General features: G+C 45.8%; 19 protein-coding genes. All 19 read right to left on the bottom strand.

What is annotated here, in order from left to right:
• Positions 1–13 precede the first annotated feature (13 nt).
• Positions 14–517 (bottom strand): histidine phosphatase family protein, encoded by a 504-nt coding sequence (locus WAO38_RS08420; protein WP_422236155.1) that lies wholly within the window; start codon positions 515–517, stop codon positions 14–16.
• Positions 508–1254 carry an adenosylcobinamide-GDP ribazoletransferase gene (locus tag WAO38_RS08415; protein ID WP_422236153.1) on the bottom strand — a complete coding sequence of 249 codons (747 nt, stop codon included), beginning with the start codon at positions 1252–1254 and terminating at the stop codon, positions 508–510. Before WAO38_RS08415 ends, WAO38_RS08420 begins: the two co-directional genes overlap by 10 nt.
• Positions 1247–1669: a hypothetical protein gene (locus WAO38_RS08410; RefSeq protein ID WP_422236151.1), complete on the bottom strand. Its 423-nt coding sequence runs from the start codon at positions 1667–1669 to the stop codon at positions 1247–1249. The genes WAO38_RS08415 and WAO38_RS08410 overlap by 8 nt, the downstream gene beginning before the upstream one ends.
• A complete protein-coding gene (locus WAO38_RS08405; RefSeq protein ID WP_422236149.1) occupies positions 1659–2999 on the bottom strand; it encodes a cobyric acid synthase in 1341 nt (446 codons plus the stop codon). The genes WAO38_RS08410 and WAO38_RS08405 overlap by 11 nt, the downstream gene beginning before the upstream one ends.
• On the bottom strand, positions 2996–3859 hold the full coding sequence (gene cbiB, locus WAO38_RS08400) for an adenosylcobinamide-phosphate synthase CbiB (RefSeq protein ID WP_422236147.1): 864 nt from the start codon (positions 3857–3859) through the stop codon (positions 2996–2998). Before cbiB ends, WAO38_RS08405 begins: the two co-directional genes overlap by 4 nt.
• Entirely contained in the window at positions 3859–4830 is a 972-nt protein-coding gene (locus WAO38_RS08395; RefSeq protein WP_422236145.1) for a hypothetical protein, read from the bottom strand. Before WAO38_RS08395 ends, cbiB begins: the two co-directional genes overlap by 1 nt.
• Positions 4817–6508, bottom strand: coding sequence for an AAA family ATPase (locus tag WAO38_RS08390; RefSeq protein WP_422236144.1), 1692 nt, complete (start codon positions 6506–6508; stop codon positions 4817–4819). The genes WAO38_RS08395 and WAO38_RS08390 overlap by 14 nt, the downstream gene beginning before the upstream one ends.
• On the bottom strand, positions 6499–7533 hold the full coding sequence (locus tag WAO38_RS08385) for a pyridoxal phosphate-dependent aminotransferase (RefSeq protein ID WP_422236142.1): 1035 nt from the start codon (positions 7531–7533) through the stop codon (positions 6499–6501). The genes WAO38_RS08390 and WAO38_RS08385 overlap by 10 nt, the downstream gene beginning before the upstream one ends.
• Positions 7534–7556: 23 nt before the next feature.
• Positions 7557–8048, bottom strand: coding sequence for a bifunctional adenosylcobinamide kinase/adenosylcobinamide-phosphate guanylyltransferase (locus tag WAO38_RS08380; protein WP_422236139.1), 492 nt, complete (start codon positions 8046–8048; stop codon positions 7557–7559).
• Positions 8045–9106: a nicotinate mononucleotide-dependent phosphoribosyltransferase CobT gene (cobT, locus tag WAO38_RS08375; protein WP_422236138.1), complete on the bottom strand. Its 1062-nt coding sequence runs from the start codon at positions 9104–9106 to the stop codon at positions 8045–8047. Before cobT ends, WAO38_RS08380 begins: the two co-directional genes overlap by 4 nt.
• Positions 9103–9867: a phosphotransferase gene (locus WAO38_RS08370; protein ID WP_422236136.1), complete on the bottom strand. Its 765-nt coding sequence runs from the start codon at positions 9865–9867 to the stop codon at positions 9103–9105. The genes cobT and WAO38_RS08370 overlap by 4 nt, the downstream gene beginning before the upstream one ends.
• Positions 9858–10484, bottom strand: coding sequence for a 5,6-dimethylbenzimidazole synthase (bluB, locus tag WAO38_RS08365; protein WP_422236134.1), 627 nt, complete (start codon positions 10482–10484; stop codon positions 9858–9860). The genes WAO38_RS08370 and bluB overlap by 10 nt, the downstream gene beginning before the upstream one ends.
• Entirely contained in the window at positions 10481–11737 is a 1257-nt protein-coding gene (locus WAO38_RS08360; RefSeq protein ID WP_422236132.1) for a cobyrinate a,c-diamide synthase, read from the bottom strand. Before WAO38_RS08360 ends, bluB begins: the two co-directional genes overlap by 4 nt.
• Positions 11730–12689: a FecCD family ABC transporter permease gene (locus WAO38_RS08355; RefSeq protein ID WP_422236130.1), complete on the bottom strand. Its 960-nt coding sequence runs from the start codon at positions 12687–12689 to the stop codon at positions 11730–11732. Before WAO38_RS08355 ends, WAO38_RS08360 begins: the two co-directional genes overlap by 8 nt.
• Positions 12686–13384: an ATP-binding cassette domain-containing protein gene (locus WAO38_RS08350; RefSeq protein ID WP_422236128.1), complete on the bottom strand. Its 699-nt coding sequence runs from the start codon at positions 13382–13384 to the stop codon at positions 12686–12688. Before WAO38_RS08350 ends, WAO38_RS08355 begins: the two co-directional genes overlap by 4 nt.
• The gene (locus WAO38_RS08345) at positions 13368–14192 is read right to left on the bottom strand and encodes an ABC transporter substrate-binding protein (protein ID WP_422236126.1); all 825 of its coding nucleotides are present in this window, start codon (positions 14190–14192) and stop codon (positions 13368–13370) included. Before WAO38_RS08345 ends, WAO38_RS08350 begins: the two co-directional genes overlap by 17 nt.
• Positions 14183–14527, bottom strand: a complete 345-nt coding sequence (locus tag WAO38_RS08340) for a DUF4430 domain-containing protein (RefSeq protein WP_422236124.1) — start codon at positions 14525–14527, stop codon at positions 14183–14185. The genes WAO38_RS08345 and WAO38_RS08340 overlap by 10 nt, the downstream gene beginning before the upstream one ends.
• Positions 14527–16314: a TonB-dependent receptor plug domain-containing protein gene (locus tag WAO38_RS08335; protein WP_422236122.1), complete on the bottom strand. Its 1788-nt coding sequence runs from the start codon at positions 16312–16314 to the stop codon at positions 14527–14529. The genes WAO38_RS08340 and WAO38_RS08335 overlap by 1 nt, the downstream gene beginning before the upstream one ends.
• A 262-nt stretch (positions 16315–16576) precedes the next feature.
• Entirely contained in the window at positions 16577–18154 is a 1578-nt protein-coding gene (locus WAO38_RS08330; RefSeq protein ID WP_422236120.1) for a methyl-accepting chemotaxis protein, read from the bottom strand.
• Positions 18155–18194: the final 40 nt, after the last annotated feature.

Here is an 18194-nt window from a genome sequence, read left to right as displayed (position 1 = left end):
TAAATATTTCTCTCTATTTTACCGTAACAATTGTATACTCTAGGTAATTGAGTCTTTTCGGTCTGTTTTCCAGGAGAAAAAGAATCTCCCGTATCGTCCCCGCATGGGTACAGATCAAAATATTTTGTTCGCGGGGAAGTTCTTCTAAAAACGATGCTATCCGACTGCGGAAATTTTCCGCCTTTTCATCGCATATAAAGCTGTGCCAGAGTTCTTCCGATTCTAAAAAACGGGGATTGTATACGTCCATCCGCTCAATCTCATCAAAACTTTTCCCCTCGTAAGCCTCTTTAAACCGTACTTCCCGCAGTCTCTCATCGGTTTGATAATCACGGTATCCGAGCTGTTCGAGCGTTTGGGTACAGCGGATCAGATCGGAGGAGTAGATCACATCATACGCAGAAGGAAGGGTCAGGGGGTGAAACAGCTCACTATCGATGGGAATATCGCTATGTCCGATGTATCTCCCGTGAAATGCGAGAGGGGGCGGCGCATGGCGCAACAGCGTTAATACCATAGCAGTAGCAACGTTACCATGAGGATCAGCTCAGTCCCCTCGAGCGACATCCCCAGCACATCGCCGTTGATGAATCCGAGCGATTTTTTAGCCGCATACGAAAGAAATAGCGCCGTGAGTACCCCTGCGGCGAAAAGGGCGAGGAAGATCCATGAGAGGAGATACAATCCGATCCCTGCACACAAAGCGATCAGCAGTACTAAAGGGACAGTGCGGAGGTTATCATGCAGCTGCGAGACAAACGATGAGCGAAACTCATAGGTACGGATCAGCACCAGCAAAGAAAGGCGGCTGATAAGGGCTATCGCGATAAACGGCAAAAAGAGGTGATGCATCAGAGCCGTGGAAAGAGCGGCGACTTTGAGGAGGGTAAAACTCACTCCGTACAGCACTCCCATCGCCCCGACGGTGGGATCTTTGATAATCGCGTAGGCATCTTTGCCGCTATGCGCCGCATACACTGCATCGGCGACATCGATCACCGCTTCGGTGTGGATAAAACCATACAATACCATATACGTCACGGCGGCGATCAGTGCCCCCAGCCACCCCAGCGGCTCCACCGCCAGGAACATCCCGATCGTGAGCATTGCCAAAAGAACTCCGACAAACGGGAGACTTAGCAGCATGGTTTTCAACACACGCGGATGGGAGAGATCATCGTTCACGTCAAAGCGGATGGGGAGGAGAGTGAAATAGCTCAGGGCAAATTTGACCCCCAGATAGATCTTATTCACACGGCACCTCTTTCATGATTTTGAGCCAGTCCCGATCGAACACTTTGCGGATGTAGCTCTCGCGGTGGGGGACGATGCACCCGGCGCAGTTTTGGTGGATGGCCGACTCGCTCACATAGCGGTCCCCGTCGGGGCTTTCGATGGAGCAGGTGCTGAAGAGGGTTTTTTCCTCTTCGAGGGAAAACCCCGCATCGTTGAATCTAAAATTCGGGCAGGCGCAGAGGTAGCAGTTGAGCTCTGGGGTGTCGTGGCACTTTTTATTCTCCGCATAGAGGGGGCAGAACTCACTCTCGTTCTTCACCATGTTTTCGAACCGAAAGTACTTTATCACCTCTTCGTTGCTGAGGTGGGTCAGTTTTTCCATGATGGCACGGTGTTTGGCCGCGTGGGCGTCAAACCATTTTTTATACGACATGTTTCAGTATCCTTTTCATATCGATTTCGTCTCTCATCGTACCGATGAAACTGTCGATGGTTGTTTTTTTATAACTCTCAAACGCCTCGTCTTCGAAAAGTCCGTGAACAAACGTCCCCTTGATGTGATCTTTCTCATACGAGAGGGGATATTTGGTACTCACCCCGTGATGGATCTCGAAACCCCTCACCGTTTTTCCGAAGATCGAATACTCACCTTTTTTAAGCACTTTCTCTTTTTGAAACACGATGACGTCGTCGATAAACCCGAGGGCGTTTTCGCGACTCGGTTCTGCCGTCTCGACACACCCTTCATCGAGAATTTCACGAAACATCATCTGATACCCGCCGCATATCCCCAATATCTCTTTTGTCCGCTGTTGCAGCGCTTCGTATAGCCCTACCTTTTTGAGCCACTTCAAATCCTCGATCACCCGTTTGCTGCCGGGGAGAATGATCACATCGAAACTCTCCAGCGCAATATTGGAGGTGATAAACTCGACAAAGATTGTCTCATCGGCGATAAGAGGTTCGAAATCGTTGTAGTTGCTCATCGTGGGGTAGTTGATGATCCCAATCTTTTTCACCGGATGGGGTTTGTTTTGGACGAAGTTTTTGAGGCTCTGGGAATCTTCGAATCCGAGATTGAGGGGAAGATAGGGGAGGACACCGAGGACGGGGATACCGAAACGCTCTTCGATAATCGTAACCCCCTCATCAAAGAGGCTCCGATCGCCGCGGAATTTGTTGACGATCACCCCGATCACATTGGCGCGTAAGTCGTCCGGGAGGAGATTATAGACCCCCCAGATCGAGGCAAACACGCCCCCCTTTTCGATATCGGCGACAAGGATGATCTTGGTGCCGTATTTTTGGGCGATATAGATATTGGAGAGGTCTTTGTCCATCAGGTTCAGTTCGACGGGGCTTCCCGCCCCCTCGCAGACGAGACACTCGTACTGAGCGCGCAGATACTCGAAACACTCATCGACGGCGGGTTTGAGGAGATCGAGGTCACGGTAGTATTCCCGTACCTCTTTGTCCTCCACAACGTGCCCTTTTACGATCAGCGAGGCACTGTTGCCGTGCCCCGATTTGAGGAGGATCGGATTGAGGTGGTAGCTCGTCGGAAGAGCCAGCACCTCCGCCTGAAAATACTGGGCGATGGCGATTTCGCTTCCGTCGTCACAGACGCGGGAGTTGTTGGAGACGTTTTGGGCTTTGAACACCCCGACGTTGATCCCCCGCTCCTGCAATAGACGGGCGATCACAAACGTCAGGGTCGATTTCCCCGCGTCGGACGAGGTGCCGAAAATAGAGATCGATCTCATGCCCAAACTCCCGCAGCCAAAAGTAGTATCAACAGGGTATCGAGTTTCCACTGAAGAGCCAATGCGCGGCGGATATCGCCGTCACTGATTTCCCGCTTTCCGTCGCCGAAATAGGGTTTCTCTTTCATCTTGCCGAAATACGATGTCGGCCCCCCGAGCGACAGATCCAGCGAGAGGGCCATCGCCGCTATCGGGTATCCCGCGTTGGGACTTTCATGCAATGCGCCGTAATGCCATGTCTTTTTGAGGGCGCTGAGGTTACCGAATAGGACGAGAATCATCACTGCCGTGATGCGGGAGGGGAGATAATTAAGTACATCGTCCAACCGCGCGCTCACTTTGCCGAATTTCTCGTAGCGCTCATTGCGATACCCCACCATCGAATCGAGGGTATTGATCGCTTTATAGAGAAACAGCCCCACCAAACCGAACACTAACAGATAAAACAGCGGGGCGATCACTCCGTCGCTGAGATTTTCGGCGTAGGTCTCAATCGCGGCTTTTCGGATGTCGCTCTCATTCAGGTTGTCGGTGTCACGGCTCACCAGATAACGGATCGATTGCGGCTCATGCAGGACGTTTCGGACACTCTCATAGAGCATCTTCCCCGCGATCCCCGTCGAGGCGATGATTCCCAATACCCACGGGTTGCCGATCAGCGAGATCGGATAGATGATTGCTAACACGGTGGCTAACAACCAAAACACGAGCCAGAATCCGCGCAGAATACTGTCACGATAAAACCGCTTTTGAAACGCGGTGATAAAGTCCCCCATCAATACCACAGGGTGACGGATAAATTTGAACTCGCCGAAGAGACGGTCGGTGATGTAGGCGATGAGGGCTATTTCAAAGAACATTAAATCAATTCCAGCTCTTCGCTGATATCTTTTATGAGTTTATTTAATGGTCTTTTATCTATATTCTCATCTTCAATATGGTGACATAAGAGCAACCTTTTAACATCATTAATATCTTTAAAAATCCTAGTTGAATCTTTAAATGTATTTACGATATTTTGAAATGAATCTTCATTGTAGGCACGCGATAAATCTATTAACTCCAAAACTTTGTCTTTATGAGCGTCATACAAAGTTTCTAATGCAAAGTCTTTAATATGATTATCTGCTTTTTCTTCATCTTTCTTTGATATATAGTCTTTACTCTCAAAAACAATATTAAAGTCATCTGTTTTGCTGATTAATGACAATAATACTTTATCAGTAGTAAATTTTTTTATGCTATTAAAATCGTCAGCATAAGGGTGAATATGCGTTTGAAAACTAAATGATTTTGATTTTTTTATATGCGAGTTACATATATGACAAGATGGAATTAAATTGTATAAAGATAGTGCGAAAAAAGGATAAGTAGCCTTATCTAAAAAGTGATCGAGTGTAGGTCTAGTAAATATATCATTATCTATATCGGCTATTGTAATTGTATAGTTTTTATTGCAGTAAGGACAAACATTAATTTGTAATGATTGACAAAGACTATAAGCATTATATTTAATACCATTAAATACGTATGAATCTTTACTCTTAGGAGTTACAGAGAGTTTTTGTTCATATTGATTTATAAAGTATGGATCAAAAAATTTAACAAATTCAGTTTGTTCTTTTTTACTTAATGCAAAATAATCTTCTAATATTTCCGCTAATTTTTTAGTATTTCCGATCAAAAAATCTTTCAAAGTATGCTTACTATTGAATGTATTTTCTATGATCTTAACTATAGATTTTCGTTTACCCAAACTATTATAAATTGCATCATAATGAGAAGTTTCAATTTCTATTCTTTGAGTAGCTGTGAGATTAATTTTGATCATTTTTTATCTTTCGTAAAGCATCTAGCTTTGTTTCTAAAAAAGCTATTTCATCATCGATAGTAAAACTGCTTATTTCAAATTTTTTATCAAAGAGTTGTTGCAATTGTTTTTGTATTAGAGGCTCACCAATAAGATTAATGATTTGTTGAGCTTTTTCTTTAGTTTTTATGTAGTTTGTATCATGCTCAGTGATAAATTTATATACTTGATTTATTTTTTCTTTTGCCAATTCTCCTATTAAGCCATCTTCCATAAAAAATGCGTCGCTTAAAAGCGTGTGGATATTAGCTCCGAAAGTTTGCTTGTGTAGTACACCATTACTTTCCATACCGTTGTCAATAAAGAGAATATTTGATTTTGGTATGTCTGAAAGTATAAAAGGTGAATGAGAAGTAAGATAAATACTAAATTTTTTATCTTTTAGAATTTTAGTTTTACTTAAGAAGTCAATTAAATAAGAGAGTAATTTTTTTTGCCAATTAGGATGTAAATAATTATCTGGCTCATCTAAAAATATAATAAATTTTTGCGTATTTTCAAAGAATACTTTACGAATGACATAAAATATTTTTGAGAATAAAAGAATAAATTTTTGTTCACCTGAACTTAAGTCAGAAAAATAAATATTTTCATTTTTTTCATTTCGTTTAAAAAAATTAACATGAAAAAAACCTCTATGTACATTAGACAAAAGTTTTTCTAAATCATTATTTCTTAAATTAATTTCGAAACCTTTAAAGCTAACAGACTTTTGTATCTCGTTAACCGATTGAATAATAGTGCGAAAGATGTTTTCGTCAGGATTCTGAAAAAGTCTTCTTCCAAGTTCTTGTGCAAAATTGCCATTGAAGCTATATTGATCTTGTATAAACTGCTCAATGATACTTATTGAATTTTTGTCTTGATGAAACTTTATTTTATATATAAAATCTCGTAAGTATAGATAATGTTTAATATCATTATTTTTTCTAAAATATTCTAGAGAAGATTCTAATTCTTTGTTTAAAAATTCAACAATATTATACAAATCACTAGAATTAATACGATGATGTATACTTCTGTCTAGCTGGGTATCTTCATAATAAAATATATGCTCAAGTAATTTTCTAAAATCCTTTTCTTGAACCTTATGTATAAATTCAAACTCTACATGAGTTGGAATAAAGTTAAATTCTTTTAAATAACTCAAATTTTCGACATTGGTAAAAAAGCTTATGGCAATATTATTAACTTTATATCTATCCTCTATAGCTAATTTTTTTACAAAATACTGATTGATATTGTATTTATTGGTATGTAATTCTGAGTCAATATCTTCTTGAAATAAAATAACATTGTAGTTAAATGATAAATCCGAACAATTTACTTTACTTACTTCATTATTATCATCTAAAATCCATAAGCTTTTTGTAGTTGCACAATCTTCTTCCTCTGTGGAACAATGTACTTTATCATCTGTGAGTAATTGATTAAAAAGACTACTCTTTCCACTCCCATTTTTCCCAACAATCGCCGTTATATTGATATTGTCTGGAAAAATATGGACATAATCGTTATTCTTATCAGTCGTTAATTGGTTTGTTTCATGGTCATAACTACATTTAAACCGGGGGCTAAAATTAAAACCCTGTTTGTGAATATTCTTATAGTTTTCAACCCATAAATAGACTAATTCCATCTGTTTTCCCTATCTGTTTCGCTTATTGTACCCTCTCTCATCTCAGAAGCAATATTTGCGATCGCTATCTCAAACCGCTTTAATGCCTCCAAATCTTTGACCGCAATCCGCACAAACCGCTCATCCAAAAAGTCGAAATTGGAGCAGTCGCGCACCATGATTTTCTGCGGTATCAGTTTTTCCTGAAACGCTTTCGCATTCATGTGAGCGAGCCGGACGAGGAAAAAGTTCGCATCGCTCTCCAATACCTCCTCAAAAAGGGGAGAATGCTCAAGGATAGTTTTCAGATACCTTTTCGCTTCGTCATTGAGCGCATGGGAACGTGTACGAAATGGCTCATCTTTGAGTGCGGTAATGAGAAAATGGCTATCGAGCGCCGAGATTTTCCACAACGGCTCTTTGGCTCGGAGGGCGCCGATATTCTCACGCGAGGAGAGGACGATCCCGACTCTCACCCCCGCGCATCCGTAAAATTTGGTCTGTGATTTTAAAACGTAGAGTTTGTCGTAGGTTTGGAGGTAGCGGGTTGCCGATTCTTCCCTGCAAAATTCCAAAAACGATTCGTCGATGAGGATCGTGCAGTTTTTCTCCATCCACTGCTTCATCAGTGTTTCGATCTCATAGTAGCGTCCGTCGGGAGTGGAGGGGTTGACGAAGATGACGAGGGAGTTCTCCTCGACCTCCGCATCCATTTCCTCAAAGCGGTTGATGAGAGCAACTTTTTTACCGTGAAGGTGTGCGGCTTTTTTGTACTCCAGATAGGCGGGGGAGTAGATCGTGCAGGTGGGGTTGTCGAAAAACCGCATCAGGGAGAAGATCGCCGAACTTCCCCCGTTGAAAAGTTCCATCTCATCACTCTTCACACGGTAATGAGAGGCTAACGCCTCTGTTAGCTTCTCATAGCTCGGATAGCTGTTGAGAGTAACACCGCCAAAATCGACATTCGGGGTGATGAAGTTGATGTTGGAAGAGAGGTCAATAACCTCGCTTGCCTCGCATCCGCAGTGGTGTGCAAAGGCGTTCACATCCCCTCCATGGGCGTAGGTCGTCATTTGAGCCGTCTCTCCAAGCCCAGCTTTACTTCGTACACTTCGTCGCAAAGCCTGGCCAGTGTTTGACCGATGATACCGCTGAGATCGACATAGCGGCGGCTGATCGGATCATTCGGGATCACTCCCGATCCGACGTCGTTGAGGACAAACACGATGTTAGCCTCTATACGCCCCAGCGCTTCGATTTCTTCGACCAACGCCTCTTCGCTCTCCTCAATGCGGTTGAGAATCCACATCGAGATGCAGTCGACGAGGTAGGTTTGGTGCGGTTCCATCACACATGCCAAATGACGGGTCTCTTCAAGGGTGATGAACTTTTCTCCTCGCGAATCGCGGTGTTTGTCGATCCGCATTCCCATCTCGTCATCGCCGAAGCTGTGGTCGTAGGTCGCGAGGTAGGTGGGCTTGCCGGTCGATAGGCTGAGTGCTTTGGCCTCTGCCAGAGAGCTTTTGCCCGATTTCTGCCCCCCGAAGTAGAGTATCTTCATTGTAAAAAGCTCTCGACTTTGCGGGTGATTGAGTCTTTGGTGATACCGTTGAGGAGGGCATACATCAGCGCTCCTCCGGCACCGACTCCCTCTTTCGCCTCCCCCTCGTCGTAGAGTTTGAGGGCGGGATGAGAAGTGAGGGAGAAATCGAAATCGGCGTAATAGGCGTTGATGGGAAAATCGACCATCTCCAAGAGGGCTTTGATATCACTTGACGTATCTTCGGCAACCCATTTGGTCGTGCAGAGGGCGATTTTGGCAGTGTCGAGTTCCCCCTCCATCATCTGCAAAATACGGTTGATCACGAGGAGGACACACGCCATCTGTGTCCCCCCGGCGAGGACGATAGGGATGTCGCGGCTTTGGAGACCGAGGATGAATCCGGCGTTGAAGATCAGCATATTGTCCCCCACTTTGGAAAGGGTATCGAAGAGATCATCGTTCTCGTCGATACGAGCGAGGGCTTGATCGACGACGCGCGCTCTGATACCGCTCGGGGCGTTTTTAAAACTGCTGCTGAATTTATCCTGTGCGTCATATCCCAATGCCAGCGCCGTGGCAAGCGCCGTCGTCGTTCCGGCGGGAACCGATTCGCCTAAAATGATGTAGTCGCTTTGGAGTACGAGGTTTTGGGCGAACGCTATCCCTTTTTCAAACACTTCCTCAGCGGGGATATTCGCCCCCTCGGCAATCGAGCCGCTGGGAGCGATGCCGAACGAATGGAGCTTGAAATGCTCCAGTTTCGGAGTGATCTCCAGCCCCAGATCCAGCATCTCGATCTCGCGGAAAGGGTGGAGCAGATGGACGGCGCGGGTGATGAGGGCGGGGGTAGGGACCCCTTTGGGGGTTTCGGCGATAGTGCCTAGGCTCCGCACCTCACCGATCGCGATAAACTCCGCATCGAGCGTCGGGGTGAGATGGAGCATCCCGGGGATTCCCGCCTGAGTGATCCCCTCTATAGCAGCCGTTTTGGTGTTGCTCATGCACAGAAGAAACGACGAGCGTTTTCCCCGCAGGCTCTCCGCAAAATCTCTGTTTCCCGTAATCGTTTTAATCATACTAATTTCTCCAATAGTTCTTGGTAATTGCCGCCGTTAAGGCAGCGGTTGACGCTGTAAAACAGCGTTGCATACTCGCGGTAAGGGCGAAATTCGTCCAAAGTGAGCGTTGCGCCGTAGCCCTCCAGCAGAGCCTCGGTTTTTTCATCGCTGTCGCACCATGAGAGATCAACGACGGCGAGGTCAAACCAAAAATCGCCGTTGCACGCCTGGGTAAAATCGATGACGCACGAGAGCCTCCCCTCCAAAAATAGGGCATTGTCCAAAAAGAGATCCCCGTGAATGATCCCGTCATTGCGCAGCGTGAGATCGATTTTTTTAACTATCGTATCGAAAATTTCGCTCTTAGTCTCTTGGATCATCTGCTCCAGCCGTGATTTCTCGAATAACCGCTCGTTAGTGCTCTGGCGTGCCGCTGTTTGACGATGAAACGCACGCAGAAATGTACCAATCTGCTTGATCTCATCGACCTCGGCATATTTGAGGCTTTTTCCGTGACAGCGGCGGTAGATAAGGGCAGGTTTGTTCTGCACCCAAAATATTTTCCCCTCCGGTTTCGAAATCGTGAGAGATTTGCAGTGAGCGAGAAGCTTTAACTCCTCTTCCACCGCGTCCGCCTCCGCATTTTCGAAAATCTTCAGAACCCGATCCTTGTCCAAAAAATAGACGCTGTCCATGACCCCGTCGGTAGAGGGGATAAGCGTTTTTACCCCGAGCGTTTCGGGCAGGTCGCTGAGGGTTACAACGGTTTTCACACCCATTCTACAACCTCGTCAATCGTCTTTTTGTTCTCCCACCCCAGTTTCAGCAGTTCGGGTTCGTCCAAAAACTTGTCCACATACCCCAGGGTGAGGTAGCCGATCAGTTTGTAATCATCACTGATTTCCAAAATCTTTTTGACTCTCTTGGGGCGCAGAATGCTCACCCATCCCACACCGATGTTATAGGCCCGCGCCATCAGCCAAAGGTTCTGGATCGCGCATACGACGCTGTATTCCCCCATCTTTTTCTGGGTCGTTTGCCCTAACACGGTTTTTGTCGGTTTTTGGTACAACACGGCGATATTGAGCGCCGATTCTTTGATCCCCTCCAGTTTGAGGGTCGAATAAAGCGAATCCTCCGAAAACAGCTTAGCCGCTTTGGCGTTCTCTCGGACAAACTCCTCATAGATTGCTTCACGCTTGGAAGTATCTTTGACAATGACAAATTTCCACGGCTGTGAAAAACCGACTGAGGGGGCGGAGATCGCCGCTTCCAGAATCTTCCTCAGCACCTCGTCTTCGATGGGGGTACCCTGAAAACGGTTCCCTCTCACGTCGCGGCGGGCGGAAAGAATAGTTTGCAGCAGTGTTTGCGCATGAAGATCAAAGGCCTTCACATCAGCCTCCTTTTCACGAGGCTAGGGTTGCTTCGAAAGAGGGTGTGCAGATAGGTGCCCAATACGTTGCCGTTCGCGCTTTGCCAGCTCCCCACGCTTCCATCTTCACCCTTGGAGAGGAGATCGAACCCTTTTGAATCGTCAACGGGTTTTGTGTAATGAAACGCGTGCCCTTTTACCCCCGCTTCATTGGTGTAGTATCCCAGCCGCTGAAACCGTTTTTCGAGGGTAAAGGAGACATCCAAAATGCCGCTCATCTCTTTCTCATCGACGCTATGTCCGAGATAGAGAAGCCCCGCACACTCGGCATAAATCTTTTTCGTTTGGGCATGGCGGATCAAAGAGGTTCTGAAGAGATTGGCATTTTTGATTTTTGCGTACGCCCTCTCCGTTTCGACGTAACCGCCGCAGATATAGACGCTGTCGCAATCTTCGGGGATCGTTTCGTCGTGCGAGGGGCGAACAACAGCAACCGCGGAGAATACCTCCTCCAAAAATCGGAGATTGTCATGGTACAAAAAGGAGAAGTTCTCATCGCTGACCACGGCGATCTTTTTATCGGTTTTGGGAAGAGGTTTAAACGGATACGCTACGTTCTTCTTGGGTTCACATTCCCCTATCGCTGTGAGCTTCCCGATGTCGATATGCTCCAGCACCTCTTTGGAAATTTCTTCGAGCTTATCCATATCTTTCAGATCAAGCCCCAAATGGGTATCTCTCAAAGCGCTAAGATGATTGGATATCCATCCCAATACGGCGACATCGTTAAAATCTTTTTCGATCTGCGTTTTGATTAGCTCGTAGTGGCTCTGTGAGCCGATACGGTTGAGGATGACTCCGCGTATCGTATTTCCCCTCTTGTAGGTTTTAAGCCCCTTTAAAACGGCGCTGATCGTGATGTAGCTTCCGCTTCCGTCCATCAAAAGAATCGTCGGGATGTTGAGGAGTTTGGAGATGTCATACGCGCTGCTTTTTTTATCCATCCCGTCGTAAAATCCCATCACCCCCTCGACGATAGAGACTTCCTTGTCGCTGTACTGGCGGTAAAGCCACTGTACCTGTGCGGGATTCATCATAAAGCCGTCGAGATTGATACTCTCGGTGCCGCAGATATGGCGGTGAAACTGCGGATCGATAAAATCGGGGCCCGCTTTGAAAGGGCGGACCGAATCTTTGAACATATACAGCAGGGCAGAGGTGAGGATCGTTTTTCCCTGATTGGAGGAGACCGCGCTGATACAGAGATTAACCATTGCTTCTCTTTCTTCTGAGGATGATATAGATAAAAAACGGTCCGCCGACAAAGGAGGTGACTACCCCGATAGGGACTTCCGAAACCGCTCCGAGATTACGCCCGATCAGATCGCACAGCACTAAAAATACTCCGCCGTAGTAAAAGACCGGAAGAATGAGTTTATCACTGCTTCGTTTATACACCAGACGGATGATATGGGGGATCACCAGCCCGATAAATCCGATGGGTCCTACGACACTGACGCTCACTCCGACGCTCAAAGAGACGACCAGCAGGAGGATCAGGTTGATTTTTTTGATCTCGATCCCTTTTAAAAAGGCATTTTCATACGAGGTGAGGATCAGTTTCAGCTCTTTTTTGTATCTCGATACAACACCCAGCAAAAGGAGTGCGGCGGCGATGACCGGATAGAACTTGTCCAATCCCACGATATTGAGGCTCCCCATCGTAAAACGGATAATCGAGTGGCTCTGCTCCAGATCGCTGAGATAATAGACCACCATCAGCGCGGCGGAGTAGAAAAACGATAAGGCGATCCCGATCAGCAGGAGCGAGTTGGTCTGTTCCGCACGCAGCGCCCGGGCAAAGAGAAACAGTAAAAGGATCGTCGAAAATGCCCCCGCAAAGCTGAAGAGATAGGATAACGCCGCAAGCGAAGAGGGGAGAAAAACGATCCCAATCGCAGTTGCCAATGTCGCTCCGCTGGAGACTCCGAGGGTAAAAGGGGTGGTGAGGGAGTTACGAAAAACCGCCTGAAATATCATCCCTCCCAGCGCCAAAATGGCGCCGCTGAAGAATGCCACCAGCACGCGAGGGAATCTCAAATCCCAAAAAAGGAGATGTTCCATGGCGCCAGCATCCAGGATTTTCCTAATTTCCAACGGTGTCTCCCCGACGAAGGGGGCAACGGCCAAAATAATCAGGGAGAGGATAAAGATAAAAAGTTTCATCGGTAATTCACCATGAAATATTCCTCCACCTTTTTGATGGAGTTTCCAAAAAGCCGTTCCAGATTCTCCTTATCGAAAAATGCTTCACAGCTTCCGTCATATACGAGTTCTCCGTGCTCTAAAAAGAGGATCCGATACCCCAGCTGATACGCGAGATTCAAATCGTGCGTGATCACCATCTTCCATCCGGTATGAGCCCTCAATGTCTCATATACTTTGATCTTCTTGTCGCTGTCGAGATTGGCGGTCGGTTCATCGAAAATAGTGAGTTCGGCGTTATGCAGCAATCCGCTTGCAAACAATACCAGCTGACTCTCTCCGCTGCTGATCGTTTTGCAGGAGCTGTTTTTGAGGTGTTCGATCTCCAGACGTTTTAAGATAGCCTCCATATCGCTTTGACCGGTGCCGTTGAACAGGCTCAGCTGCAAAAATTCTTCCACATCGATGTACTCATCAAAAACTTCCAGTTTTGAGGGGATAAAATTTACCGCTTTGCAGCGCCGTGCCGCACTCAGTGCGGAAACCTTCTCTTCGCCGTAATAGACATTGCTGTTCTCTTCCAAGCCGACGATCACTTTGGACAGGGTGGTTTTGCCCGCTCCGTTGGAACCTAAAATCACGATGTTCTCATTTTCGAGCTCAAACGAGATGTTCCGCAGATACGATGTCGTTACATCATCAACGCGCAGTTTCACGTAAAAATCCTCCGAAGTCGTCGATAAAATGGACGACTCTGTCGCTGGGAACCCCGGCATAGTCTCCCTCTTCGACAAAGACCGACTTCGTCGCAGCCGCATTGATCGGAAGCTTCAGCCACGGAGCGATCAGAGCCTCTTTGGTAAATTTTCTCTCTCCCATCAGCGGTGCCAAAATAATCACTATATCGGGATTGAGGTTGAGTATTTTTTCAAGATTGAGAACCGGCTGTCCTTTTTGGGTACGTTGAAGGGCATTGGTGTTGCCGCTGGCGTCGATAATGTCATCAAAATAGAGATTCTGCCCTGCGACATAGATCTCTTTGGAAAATTCGGTATGGTAGCCGATCGGAATCAAAATCTTTTTATTTTTGACGATCCCTTTCAGCCCTGAAAGCGATCGGTCTATTTTGGCGACGATCAAGGATCCCTGAGCCTCTTTGTGCAAAAGTTTCGCCATATCGGCAATCGCTTTTTTGATCGAATCGATTGTATCGATTTTGATCACCATCGTCCGTATGCCGAGGCTCCGTACTTTTTCGTCAAATGCGGCATTATTCTCCTGCATAATGACGATATCGGGTTTCAGCGCCACGATTTTCTCCAGCGAGGGGGAAAAATATCCCCCCACTTTCGGAATTTTGTTCGAGGCCCTCGGGTAGCGGCAATATTGAGTATTGCCGACAATCCTGTCCCCTTCACCGAGAGCAAAAACGATTTCGTTAATAGCGGGGCTCAGGGCGACAATCCGCTCGATAGCGTTGAGCTGAAGAGCTAACAGCATGACTAACAGAAGTTTTAATAGCACACTTCCACCTTATAGACCCACGTCATCGTCAATGCATCTTTGAGTATATAGTTTTGCGCCATTTGATGAACCGATTCTCCGTTGATCAGATAAAACCAGCCAAACTTTCCAACCACCGATTGCACTCCGTCCACCGATCTTACAAACGTAAATTTCCCTTTTTGGGCTGTTTCGACGCTGCTCACCTTTTTAAGCAGCTCCAGTGCCGTTGTCCCCTCCGTGTAATCCGTAGTGATGACTTTGTCGGGCAGGTTATTGCCGTAAATGATCGTCACTTCGATAGGATCAGCCCATAGCGCTGCTGTAAAAAAGCTAATTAGTGCAAAAATTTTCATCAAAAAGAGATCTCCAAGCCAGTATAGTACGCACGAGGCGAGGTCGCATAATTATTGACGCTTTGATAATACTTGTCGGTAATGTTATCGATTTTCACATACATTTTAATCGTTTCAGAGAGGTCATAGTTGGCAACTGCATTTGCTATGGTGTATCGTCCGGTCTGCGCCCCTTGATTGTTCTCTTGATCATACCTTGTGCCGACATATTCTCCGTTTAAGCCGAGATGCATTTTACTGAAGCCGTAGTAGTCGACACTGAATTTGAGGTTCTCTTTCGCTCTTCGGCGCAAATTCTGCCCTTGCTGATTTTTGGCACTTAAACGGGTATAGCTCAAGGATAAGAGGGCGGTATCGATGAGTTCTCTTTTATAGGAGATTTCGGTTCCTTTGAGGGTTGACGTTCCATTGATATTGTTATAGGCAGAAGTCGTAAAATCATAATCGATCATATCCTTGACGCGATTGGAAAAATAGGTTATTTCAAAACCGTTGTACCCGAATGAGAGATCATAGCTTCGAGTATCTTCAGATTTCAACTCCGTATTTCCATACGTTCCGTCGTAGAGTTGATAAAGTGTCGGTACGTTGTAGCCCGTTCCGTAATTGGACGAGAGATAGATACCCGTATCAAAATTATATTTGATTCCGATTTTGCCTGTGGTTCTGTCGTCAAATGCATCGTAATCATCCCTTCGGAGAGATTCCGTAAGAATTAAACGGTCGTTGACTATATTGCTATTCGTAACAAACAACGCTTTATCCGTGAATTTCTTATTGAATTGATTGAGATGTTCAAATGATTTATAGTCCCCGCCGAGAAGGATAAAGTCACTGCTATTATAGGGAATTTCAGAGGTTAGGCCCTGCTCATTCACTCTGCCGTCAAATTCTGAACCGTCCGAATAGTCTCTTTTAAAGCTCGAACGATTTGCATAAAGTTTTGTAGAAGCGATGGTGTTTTTGTTTTCAAAAGAAATTTGGCTTAATTTCTCTTTTTTAGTGTAGCTTTTGGCGGAATCACCATTGTAGTTATCATATTCCGTGTATACGTCGATATCGGTATGCGCCGCATGGATCTTGTTTTGATCATCAAAATTATAGCCGGCTTTAATAGTGGCCGTCCGGTTTTTATAGCCGTCATCTTCATACCCATCGATAGCATGATAGCGCTTGGCATAGGCGGTAAATCCATCCGAGGTTATTTTATTCGCCCCCGCCTGAAACTCAAATTTGTCATTTTTATGGGATACGTCTGCTCCGTAGCGTTTGGTCGCGAAACTGCCGTAATCCAGATGCGCATTGAAAGCTGTACCCGTTCTTGCTTTTTTGGTGATGATATTGATGACGCCGGCACTTGCTTCACTTCCCCAAATGCCGCTTTGCGCCCCTTTTATCACTTCAATCTGTTCTATCTGATTGACCATAAGGTGTTCGAAGGAAACGCCGTCTATAGAGTTCGATATATCGTTGTATCGAACTCCGTCAATAAGGACCAACGTCCTTTTGGAATCAAAGCCTCTTAAAAATACGGAGGTTGATTTTCCAAGACCGCCATTGCTGACCACGCTGACACCGGGAATTAAATTCAGAGCTTCGGAAATGGAGATGATATGTTTTTCTTGCAGTTCATGGCCGGTAATGACTTCGACATTCGAAGTGACATTTTTGAGGGATTGTTCCGTTTTGGTTGCCGTAACGACAATCGGATCGAGTAAGAGTTCTTGAGCCTCTAAAGAGGCGACGAGTGTCGCACAGGCGACAAATGATAGGGCTGGTTTAAACATGAATGTCCTTGATTAATAGTCGTAATGAGTAATGAGTTTAGGACACTCTTCGGCGGTGAGATTGTTGAGTAGGTATGGATCGGATGGGTGGGACAAATCCATGCAATTTGATGAATGATTCGGAGCAGACGGATTTCGGAAGCATAGGCTTGAATGGCAACGAGAGAAAAATAGGTTTTTCCAAATCCCTTCGGTGCATGCATTATGATCTTCCCCTTTGCCCTTTTAGCGAATTATAGCGCAAAAGGTGCAGAGGCGGTTCTTAGGATTTAAACTGCCCTAACTGGGTATTCAGGCTGGCTGCCGCATTGTAGAGTTCGGCCGCAATTTTAGAAATTTGGGTAATCTCTTCTTGGTTGCTTTGGGAAAGTCCTGACATCTCAGAAACTTTGCTGATGATTTCATTGATTTTTAGAGCCATATTTTCGGCTTCTTGGACGCTTTGGTGGCTTGCATCCACATTGGCACGGAGCGCGTTTGACGCTGCGTCGATTTTGACATCGATCTCTTCGCTTCGCTCAGCGAGACGTTCGATATTTTCGCTGTTGCTGTTCATCATATCGGAAGAATCGGAGATCGACTGAATAACGATGGAAATCGTTGAGTTGATTTCAGTCAGACTTTTTTGGGTTCGTTCCGCAAGTTTGCGTACTTCATCGGCAACAACGGCAAATCCGCGGCCGTGCTCACCGGCACGTGCGGCTTCGATGGCTGCATTAAGCGCCAAGAGATTGGTCTGATCGGCAATATCGGAGATAATGCTGAGAACACCGCTGACACTGGCCGCATCGGAGGAGAGCTGTGTAAAACGTTCGCTGAGTTCGTTACCCATTTGAGTGGTGCTGTGGACTTCGCGGGTGATGGCATTGGCGATTTCCCGAACATGCCCCAGTTCTTTTTCGGTAGAACGGCTGTTTTCGAGAGTCTTTTTAGCCATATTAACACTTTGTTCTAAAGTGGCCCCGATTTCTGCGGCAGTTGCATTCGTGTTTTGGGCGATGGAATTGGTTTTTTCCGATTGTACCGAGAGATTGGTCGCGGCAGAGTTGAGGGTTGAGGTAGAGCCTACTGCTGAAGCGGTGATTTGTTTGGTGTCATTGATCGTACTTTGAATTTTTGCGATAAATTGGTTCAAATAATGGCTGGCAATCCCGATTTCATCATTTTTGTTCAAGATAGGGAGCCGTTTGGTAAGATCGCCGTTTCCGTGTGCCAAATCGGAAGAGACATGATCAAGCTCTTCGATCGGACGGAGGATGCTTCTGCCGGAGAAATAGTTGATGGCAACCAAAAGAGCGGTGAGGACACTGCCGAGCAGTAAAAACCATTTAAAAAAGCTTGATCTGAGCTCATCAAAATAATCGGCTTTATTGATCCCCGGAATGACCCACATGTCCCATGCCGGAACATAGCGGTAAGCCGCTATTTTGTCTTGGCCTGTTGTAGAAGAGACATATTCATAAATGCCGCCCGCTTTGTCGCTTCGGATATGGTCAATGTAATCGTGTCCCGATTTATTGACCCCTTCGTCTTCGGGTTTAGGGTGAATCGTCATGACCCCATCGGAATTGATGAAATAGACGTAACCGCTTTTCCCAATCTTGATTTTTTTGATTTCTTCTTTAAATCCAGCATCTTCGTACCCTTTCGGCTGAAGAGCGGCAATATAGTTGACATTTTTGTCCAAAGCATCCGCAACGGTATTAAGATCACCGATCATAATATCCTTGATCGATCCGACGGCAATGAAGTATGCTACAATGACACTTATAAGGATGGCGCCTACGGCAGCCACCAGATTGACGATAAACTTAGCTTTTATCGTATTAAATAGATTCATGAATGCGACCTGTGTTTCAAATGTGACACTATTGTAATTT

The organism is Sulfuricurvum sp., assembly GCF_049277495.1.
In the GTDB taxonomy this organism is placed as follows: domain Bacteria; phylum Campylobacterota; class Campylobacteria; order Campylobacterales; family Sulfurimonadaceae; genus Sulfuricurvum.
Note: the sequence above shows the minus strand (reverse complement) of the source record. Positions and strands in the feature narration are given on the sequence as shown.